Origin of the sequence: Alteromonas sp. 14N.309.X.WAT.G.H12 (assembly GCF_036697315.1) — a bacterium.
Taxonomy (GTDB): domain Bacteria; phylum Pseudomonadota; class Gammaproteobacteria; order Enterobacterales; family Alteromonadaceae; genus Alteromonas.
This window is the reverse complement of the sequence record NZ_JBAHZB010000060.1, coordinates 1-9181: the sequence shown is the minus strand read 5'-3', so window position 1 is coordinate 9181 and position 9181 is coordinate 1. Positions and strand designations below refer to the sequence as shown.

The following is a 9181-nucleotide window of genomic DNA, read 5'->3' as shown; positions in this document are numbered from 1 at the left end:
GATGAGGAAGTCAAAGACCTTATCGATATGGCGCGTATCTTGGAAGGGGTGACAAGGAATGCCGGTAAACATGCCGGGGGCGTGGTGATTGCGCCCACTGCCATCACGGATTTTTCGCCACTTTATTGCGATGATGAAGGCAAAAACCCGGTTACCCAGTTCGATAAAAACGACGTTGAAACTGCCGGGCTGGTGAAATTTGACTTTCTTGGTTTGCGTACGCTGACGATTATTCAGTGGGCGCTGGATATGATCAAAGAAGGGCGCAATGAAGAGGTGGATATCACCGCTATCCCTCTTGAAGATAAAAAGAGTTTTCGTTCACTACAGGCAGCGGAAACCACCGCGGTGTTCCAGCTTGAATCCCGGGGAATGAAAGAGCTGATTAAGCGCCTCAAGCCAGACTGCTTTGAAGATATTATCGCCTTGGTGGCATTATTTCGCCCGGGTCCGTTGCAATCGGGCATGGTGGAAAACTTCATCGACCGTAAACATGGTCGCGAAGCCATTTCCTACCCGGATGCTGAGTATCAGCACGAATGCTTAAAAGAAATACTCGAACCCACCTATGGTATTATTCTGTATCAGGAACAGGTGATGCAGATCGCTCAGGTGATGGCAGGCTATTCCTTAGGCGGTGCGGACTTGCTGCGCCGGGCCATGGGTAAGAAAAAACCCGAAGAAATGGCCAAACAGCGAGCGGTATTTAAAGAGGGGTCCCACAACAATAATATCGATCCGGATCTGGCGATGAAAATCTTCGATCTGGTAGAGAAATTTGCGGGATATGGCTTCAACAAGTCACACTCTGCGGCCTATGCCCTAGTGTCATATCAGACACTTTGGTTAAAAGTACATTATCCCCCTGAATTCATGGCGGCGGTGATGTCAGCCGATATGGATAATACGGATAAAATTGTGACCTTGGTTGACGAAGTCGACCGCATGGGGTTGAAAATCCTGCCGCCAGACTTAAATGCTGGACGCTATAAATTCACCGTAGATAGTGATGGCAATATCGTTTATGGCATCGGTGCCATTAAGGGCGTAGGCGAAGGGCCCATCGAAGCCATCATAGAAGCCCGTGAACAACATGGGGCATTTACCGACTTGTTTGATTTTTGTGCTAAAGTGGATATCAAGCGCGTAAATAAACGGGTACTGGAAAAGTTGGTGTTAGCAGGGGCAATGGATAACCTTGGTCCCCATCGAGCGGCCTTGATGGCGTCCTTACCCGATGCCATTGCTGCGGCCGGTCAGCATGCAAAAGCAGAATCCTTCGGGCAATCGGACATGTTTGGTTTATTGACCACAGAACCTGACGACGTGAAACAGGCTTTTGCAGATGTACCTGAATGGCCTGAGAAGGTTTGGCTTGAAGGGGAGAAAGAAACCCTAGGCTTATACCTTACCGGTCATCCCATTAATCAGTACGCGCAAGAAATTAAACATTATTGCGATGGACGTCTGGTAGACTTAAAACCCACGGCCAAGGACCAGATGGCGACGGCGGTGGGATTGGTTTTAGGCGTTCGGGTTATGACAAATAAGCGGGGACGACGCTGGGCCATTGTGACCTTAGATGATAAGAGTGCCAGAATGGATGTACGTTTTTTCCCCGAAATGTACGAAAAATATGAAAGTATTCTTGAACCTGACCGTATCTTGCTGGTAAAAGGACAGGTCAGCTTTGATGATTTCTCGGGGGGCAATACAATCTCCGCCCGAGATGCAATGGATATTGTTCAGGCACGAGAGCAAAACGCAAAAGCACTTTCGCTGCAACTGAACACACAAACATGTGATGACAAAAAAGTGTCATCACTACAGGCAATTCTGGAACCATATCGCGGTGGCAGTTGCCCGGTACAATTACGCGTTGTGCATCCAGATGCAGAAGCCGTCTTGGCTTGTGGCGCACAATGGTATGTAACACCGGAAGACCAGTTGTTACATGATTTAAAACAGTGTCTGGGTGAGCAGTCGGTCGTTATGAGTTATCACTGACAGGCGTGAAAGGTAGTAAAGATAGGACACAGAATGAGTATACAGTTTTTGGAATTTGAACAGCCGATCGCTGAACTAGAAGCAAAAATCGAAGAACTTCGGCTGGTGAATCAGGGTGGTGATTTCGATGTGGGCATTGAAGAAGAAATCACTAAGTTACGGGGCAAAAGCTCGGATCTCACCCGTAAAATATTTTCCGATTTGGGTGCTTGGCAGATTTCTCAGTTAGCACGTCATCCCATGCGTCCCTACACATTAGATTATGTTGGGCGAGTGTTTACCGAGTTTGATGAATTGGCCGGAGATCGTGCCTTTGCGGATGATAAAGCCATTGTGGGTGGATTGGCGAAAATTGATGATCAACCCATCATGCTTATTGGTCATCAAAAAGGCCGTGACACCCACGAAAAAATAAAGCGTAATTTTGGTATGCCCAAACCAGAAGGGTATCGCAAGGCGTTAAGGCTAATGAAAATGGCTGAACGTTTTAATTTACCCATTGTTACCTTAATCGACACACCAGGAGCCTACCCAGGAGTGGGTGCCGAAGAGCGGGGCCAAAGTGAAGCCATTGCGCGCAATCTGTTCGAAATGGCGCAGTTGCGGGTACCCATTGTGTGTACCGTTATCGGTGAGGGTGGCTCCGGTGGTGCCTTGGCCATTGGTGTGGGCGATCGGGTAAATATGTTGCAATACTCGACCTATTCGGTGATTTCGCCGGAAGGCTGTGCTTCCATTTTATGGAAAAGTGCTGAAAAAGCCCCATTAGCGGCTGAAGCCATGGGTGTAAGTGCACCGCAGATCAAAGAGCTGGGCTTGATTAACAGTATTGTGGAAGAGCCCTTAGGCGGCGCTCATCGTGATCACGATAGTATGGCAGCAAATCTGAAAGCCACCATTAAGCAACAGCTTAGTCAGCTTAAAACCCTGAGTGTGGAAGATTTGCTGGAAGAACGTTATCAACGTTTATTGTCATTTGGCTACTGTTAAGTATTAAAGTGAATGACCCAGCAGACTGATCCCCCGTCGATCACAGCATACATTGCTCAGCGTTTACGGGGTCTGCTTAGTCAACTAGAAACGCCACCTGCGACCCTTGTTGTGGGGTTTAGCGGTGGCGTTGATTCTACGGTGTTACTTCATGCTGCCGTATTAACAAGTCCGCTCCCTGTCCATGGGGTATATATTCATCACGGTTTAAGTACCAACGCAGATGAATGGCAAGCCCACTGTCAAAGGTATTGCCAACAGCATCAAATTCCCTTTCATGCCATACATGTCGATGTGGTAGATCAAGCCCGTAAAAGCCTAGAAGAGCAAGCGCGAAACGCACGGTATGCTGCATTAACGGCGTATTGTCAGCAGCATCAAGGAGCGCTGCTGTTAGGTCAGCATCAAGATGATCAGCTTGAAACCTTGCTTTTAACACTGAAACGGGGAAGTGGGCCTCTAGGTTTAGCGGCCATGACAGAGATATCCTATCGCGGGCACATTGCCGTGCTGCGACCGCTTTTGTCGTTATCACGGCGGCAAATCGAGCAAACCGCTCTGGCCCATGATCTTAACTGGATTTTTGATGAATCAAATTTGGATCCCCGTTTTGATCGTAATTTTCTCCGCAATGACATTATCCCACTGTTGAAAAAGCGCTGGCCGCATATTGCCAGTACTGCTGCTCGCAGTTGTGATTTGTTACAGGAGCAAAATGCCATGCTCCAAGATGTCATTGAAGAACGCTACACCCTAGCCGCAGGCCCGAACCACACACTTTTAGTGAAGCCCTTATTGGCCCTTAAGCGACGTTGGCAACGAGCCGTGTGCAGACATTGGTTAGCGAAGGATTCACTGGCAATGCCCAGTCAGGCGCAACTTGACGAAATACTCAGGTGTTTGCATGCAAGGGAAGATGCCCAGCCATTAGTGCAAGTGGGGGATTATGCTGTACGTCGGTTTGCGGGTGCCTTGTATGTATGTCAGCCATTGGCTCCGGCTACCGAGGCCATTTTAGTCCCACATCAGAAGCACCATTTACCTTGGTGGTACACAGATTTTATTATTCAGCAATCAGGTGCGTGGCGAGCTGTGCCCTTTACCTCGTTATCGAAGGTGTATAGCGTCAAAAATAGGGTGAGTAAAACGCCGCGAAAATGGCTTAAAGAATGGCATGTCCCGCCTTGGGAGCGTGATAACGTGCCTTTGTTGCTAAAAGATGATGAACCGGTAGCGGTATTATTAAAAGAGACGGTAGTGGAACTGCAAGACGGGATTGCAGATAAAATTGTTATCTATTAACGGCAGGTTTCTGCCGCACAATGCGCAGGATTATGCCGCAATGTAATCATTTTTTCCCGCTGCTTTTACTCTATACATGGCATTATCCGCCCGGGAAAATAATGCTTGTACGTCGTCACCGTCCTGATAGGTGCTGCCGCCGATACTACATGAAATATGGTGCTGTGCCAGTAACACATGGTTTTCTACGCGCTGCTTTAAGCGCTTTGCGATCTTCGTCAGATCCTGTTTGTCCTCGCAGGTAAGCAGGCAGCAAAATTCATCACCACCAAGGCGAAAGGCCTGATCTTCACTGCGAAGTACTAAGGATATCTGCATGGCGACGGCTTGCAGCACGAGATCACCTTCCTGATGGCCAAATTTATCGTTAACATTTTTAAAATTGTCTAAGTCGATGACCATAATGCCATAGCCTTCACCATGTCGTTTAGCCCGGCTGTGTAAACGGGTGCTGGCTTCGTTAAAGGCGTTTCGGTTTCCTAATGTTGTTAGTGTGTCCTTACTTGCTAATTTTCTCATATTTTCAAAGGCTAAAGCGTTGGCAAACTGATGGGAAAATAAAAGGTGCAATTCACCGACGCAGAGCCGTTCCTCCCGCGTAGGGATGGATTTAAAAGTATATTGAACGCAATGGGGATGGGCTTCTTCATTCCCCCCTTTTAGGGGCAGCGAGAAGGTATTTTCCTGAACGCTTGTGTCAGGTAATTTTCCATAGGTGAGATGACGTTGGGCTTTGCTAAGGTTAAGATGCACAAGGGAAACATACTGCTTCAGTTGATGGAAATACAGCGAGCCTAAGGCAGATAAGTCAATGGTGGTTAACAATTGACGCAAAAAGGCATTTTTTTGTTCCATAGTAAGACGTCCACAATTTGACGAAATTGGATAAAAGTTGTCAGACAGCGTATGTTCAAAGAGTGACGTAGATAATTCCAAAGCAAAGCTCCTAGGTAACCTCAGGCAGTAAACGCTGTACGCGAACCCCATAAGTGTCGGAAAATCGTCATTGCAGCAATAGTTTTTAAACTTAGCATTTTATATGCCAGTAATTCGGAGGGTGAAATGTGTTAGCGAGTGGTTTTGGTCAGGTGGTTGCGTTAATGGCGCTGTCGGTAGTCAGTGTTGCCGTCTTCAGGAAATTGCATCTTCCCCCTATTTTAGCTTATTTATTTGCCGGTTTTCTCGCCGGTCCGGATATTTTTTCATTGTTTGCCCATCCTGAAGATATGCATTTACTTGCAGAGATAGGCATTGTTTTCTTACTTTTTTCTCTTGGTCTGGAATTCTCGTTACCTAAACTGATGTCCATGCGAAGCCTAGTGTTTGGCGTGGGGCTTGGACAAATGCTGGTTACCACCTTGGCATTTTCCCTCATTGCATATGGCTTTGGCATGGCGCCTGGGGCGTCGATTATAATCGGGGGAATGCTGGCACTGAGTTCCACCGCTATCGTGATAAAACAGTTTACCGAAGCCGGAACCCTTAATCATCGCCGCAGAGAAATGGCCATTAGTATCTTGTTGTTTCAGGATCTGGCTGTGGTGCCCTTTTTAATCGCTATCCCGTTAATGTCATCGGGCGAAGACGTCAGTTTAGTGTCGGCCCTTATTCAAGCCCTTGTTAAGGGGTTGATTGTCGTCGTCATTTTATTGTCGGCAGGTAAATGGGTATTGCCGTGGGTGTTTCGCGAAGTGGCCAAAACCCGCACTGACGAACTCTTTGTCCTAACCACCATTTTAGTGGCGATTTTGGCCGGAGGACTAACTTATGTGTTCGGATTATCCATGGCATTAGGGGCGTTTCTGGCCGGTATGATGTTAGGTGAAAGTCAGTACAAATATCAGTTGGAAGCCGATATTCGTCCTTTCCGTGACATTCTTATGGGGCTGTTTTTTGCCACCGTAGGGATGCAACTTAAGCTTGATGTATTAGCCTCCGATGGCTTGATCATTTGTGTTGGCGTTGTGTGTTTAATGGCGTTGAAAACCCTGTTATTACGCTTGGTAGGAAAAGTCCTTCGGTGTGATCCTGTGGACTCATGGGCCACGGGGATCAAGTTGTGTCAGATTGGTGAATTCAGTTTTGTGATTGCGGCGTTGGCAACGTCTGAAGGGGTGATTGATAGCAGAACTTCCTCGGTGATCATTAGTATGGGTATTATCAGTATGGCTCTGACACCACTGCTGATTAATCGTAGCGTGGGTTGGGCGAAAAAATTGGTGCCGCAAAGCGCACCGGTAGACATTCCCAAAAACAACCCAGCTGAGGCTGAAAATTTAACTAACCACATTGTTATCGCAGGGTTTGGCAGGGTGGGACAGTCTGTTTCCCGATTACTGAAGCTAGAGGGCATTGGCTATATAACCATTGATGTGGATCCGGTTCGGGTGCATGAAAGTCGTAATGCTGGCGAATCCATTCTATTTGGTGATGCCAGCCAGAAAAATATATTGGAAAAAGCGGGAGCACAAGCGGCCAGTCTTGTTCTTATCACCTTTGATGAGCCAGAAAAAGCCAAGCAAGTGATCAGTGTTTGTCGGCAAATTGCACCGAAAACCAATATTATGGTGAGAACAAAGCGGGATTATCAGCTGGCATCGCTGTATGAAGCTGGAGCCAGTCAGGTGGTGCCGGAAATTCAGGAAGGCAACCTCATGTTAATTTCCCAAGTCTTGCATTATGCCGGTGTGCCAATGTCAAAAATTTTGCGGCGGGTACGGGAAGAACGACAAGGGCGTTATGATCATTTTCACGGCTTTTACCCAGGTGAAACCACACAAATAAGCTATGGCACCGAAGATAAACTGGAGTTTATCCATGGCGTGGAATTAAATCACAACGCGGCCTATATTGGGAAAAAACTCTGCGACATTGATTTTAATCGTATGCAGGTGAAGCTCAAAGGGGTACGCAGGCATGATCACACCATCGAACAACCGCCGGAAGCTTTTGTTTTACAGGCTGCTGATGTGTTAATTATTGCCGGTAAACCGCGCCGGGTGGAACGGGCAGAGCGTCGTTTTTTAGACGGTCATTGAGTTCATTTTGTTTTTTTCTTTTACGCTGTGCCACTGGGGTGGCACGGTGTGTGTGGTGTGGTATTTTTGCTAATCGTTAAGCAACTTTATCTTTTTCTAAATCTTTAAACTGTTTTTTGAGATCATAGTTGTCATCGGTGACGATTTTTTCCAGCACTTCTATACGGTCGCGCAGTGCCTCGATTTCTTGTCGTAGGGCCTCTTCTTGTTGTGTACTTTTCTTATTCCGCCGTTTATCCTTCGCGTTTCCGGTGATTTCCACCAAGGCCCAAGCGCAAATAGCAACGATGAAGATAGCGGTCATGTTCATTTTGTTCCCTCAACACAGTAAAATTAGAGTTTAGCGCCAATGGCGCCGTTTGTCGCCCGGTCTGCAATAGATTCTCCAGCGAGTATCAAGCCCCATGGCAATAACGTGATTTGTTGTGTAAGAAAATAGCAAGAAGGTTGCCACTTGGGAATATCATTTAAAAACAATAAGTTATTATTTTGTCATCGTAGTGCATACTGTAAATTGGCGATAATTACTAAATTTGTGGTCAAATTAACTAATGAATGAGCAAGAAGAAAACCAAGATGCGTACTGGATGCGCTACGCCCTGAAACTGGCTGAAAAAGCAGAAGCTCTTGGCGAAGTGCCGGTGGGAGCCGTGATCGTGGCCGACGGACAAGTGATTGGTGAGGGATGGAATTTGTCCATCAACCAGCACGATCCATCGGCTCATGCAGAAATGATGGCCATTCGCATGGCGGCGTCACATCGCAAAAATTATCGGGTTGTTGATGCGACCTTGTATGTCACTTTAGAGCCTTGCCCTATGTGTGCCGGTGCCATTGTCCATGCCCGGATCTCTAAAGTGGTGTTTGGCGCGACGGATTTAAAAACCGGTGCAGGTGGTTCGGTTATGCAACTATTGCAAAATGCACATCTAAATCATCAAACCGAGCTTGTGGGCGGCGTTCTGGCCGATGAATGTGCTGCCACCGTATCAGCCTTTTTTCGCCGACGCAGAGCGGAAAAAAAAGCCTTAAAAAAAGCACAAAAACATGGTGGTGCTGACAGCGACTAGCTATGGCACCATTTCTTGGGTCATAAACATTCTGCGGCGTCGTAACACCCGCTGGTGAGCGCGTTTCAACATGAGTTTACGGCGGTAGTTATTTTTAATCATTTTCTTCGGTCTCATAAATCGATTTTTTCTCATCAAACCTCTCTGCTTGTTCACGGGGAGGAGCTGTGTGTTAACACAGTAAATTACAGACGGTTTTAGGCGATATATGTGTCAACATTATGACAATTTTTAGCAACTCGCCAGTAATTCACAATTCTTTTTCATTTTGCGCGGATAAAACCTTGAGCGCTCGATAATAGTGGACTGTGTTTTCCACCTTGCGAAGCACTTCGTCGGCTTCTACAAACCCGGCTTCAGTATGGCGGTAAAAGCGTTTCTCCGTAAGACGGGGGTAGCGTTGTTTTACGTCAATCCAGTTATCGGGATCGCCACCTTGTTGCGCCGTTAATGCCCGGGCATCTTCAAGGTGAGGTTCGCCGCCAAAGTATGCCGCTAGTGTCATCCACATTTTATCCTGACCTTCAATCCGGGCCGGAAGCCCATAGGCCAGTTTTTCTAAATCTGCAGATATGGTTTCCCCCAAGGGTTGCCACTGTTGTTGGCTATAGGCCACTGCTGCATGAAGTTGCCAGGGCAGCGCAGAAGAAAGAGGGCGAAAATGGTCGGTAAGAGCCTGAATTTTTTGATGCGCCAGCCCCACCATGGTGTCCATGTCAGCGAGGGGAGTCGGCATTGGGTTGTCAAAATACTTCGATTCCAGTGCCGTTAGGG

Annotated in this window: 7 protein-coding genes and 1 pseudogene; 5 read left to right on the top strand and 3 right to left on the bottom strand. The window is 47.2% G+C overall.

The window, feature by feature from the left end:
- From dnaE to tilS, 3 genes are all read left to right on the top strand, one after another.
- The coding region (dnaE, locus tag V5298_RS14140) for a DNA polymerase III subunit alpha (RefSeq protein ID WP_332932094.1) at positions 1 to 2007 on the top strand (2007 nt) is incomplete at its 5' end.
- 33 nt (positions 2008 to 2040) lie between these two features.
- Positions 2041 to 2997, top strand: a complete 957-nt coding sequence (accA, locus tag V5298_RS14135) for an acetyl-CoA carboxylase carboxyl transferase subunit alpha (protein ID WP_332932093.1) — start codon at positions 2041 to 2043, stop codon at positions 2995 to 2997.
- A 12-nt stretch (positions 2998 to 3009) separates the two neighbouring features.
- Positions 3010 to 4299, top strand: coding sequence for a tRNA lysidine(34) synthetase TilS (gene tilS / locus V5298_RS14130; protein ID WP_332932092.1), 1290 nt, complete (start codon positions 3010 to 3012; stop codon positions 4297 to 4299).
- A 30-nt stretch (positions 4300 to 4329) separates the two neighbouring features.
- Here tilS and V5298_RS14125 read toward each other — a convergent pair whose 3' ends face one another.
- Positions 4330 to 5235 (bottom strand): GGDEF domain-containing protein, encoded by a 906-nt coding sequence (locus V5298_RS14125; protein ID WP_332932091.1) that lies wholly within the window; start codon positions 5233 to 5235, stop codon positions 4330 to 4332.
- Positions 5236 to 5399: 164 nt separating this feature from the next.
- Here V5298_RS14125 and V5298_RS14120 point away from each other — a divergent pair, with 164 nt between their 5' ends.
- Complete coding sequence (locus V5298_RS14120) at positions 5400 to 7337, top strand: cation:proton antiporter (RefSeq protein ID WP_332932106.1); 1938 nt, start codon at positions 5400 to 5402, stop codon at positions 7335 to 7337.
- Positions 7338 to 7413: 76 nt separating this feature from the next.
- Here V5298_RS14120 and V5298_RS14115 read toward each other — a convergent pair whose 3' ends face one another.
- On the bottom strand, positions 7414 to 7647 hold the full coding sequence (locus V5298_RS14115; protein WP_332932090.1) for a hypothetical protein: 234 nt from the start codon (positions 7645 to 7647) through the stop codon (positions 7414 to 7416).
- Between the two features lie 241 nt (positions 7648 to 7888).
- On the opposite strand from V5298_RS14115, the gene tadA reads away from it, so the two are divergent.
- Positions 7889 to 8407 carry a tRNA adenosine(34) deaminase TadA gene (gene tadA / locus V5298_RS14110; protein WP_332932089.1) on the top strand — a complete coding sequence of 173 codons (519 nt, stop codon included), beginning with the start codon at positions 7889 to 7891 and terminating at the stop codon, positions 8405 to 8407.
- A gap of 250 nt (positions 8408 to 8657) precedes the next feature.
- Here the strand turns inward: tadA and V5298_RS14105 are convergent.
- Positions 8658 to 9181 (bottom strand): annotated as a pseudogene (locus V5298_RS14105) (hypothetical protein); the annotation flags it as partial.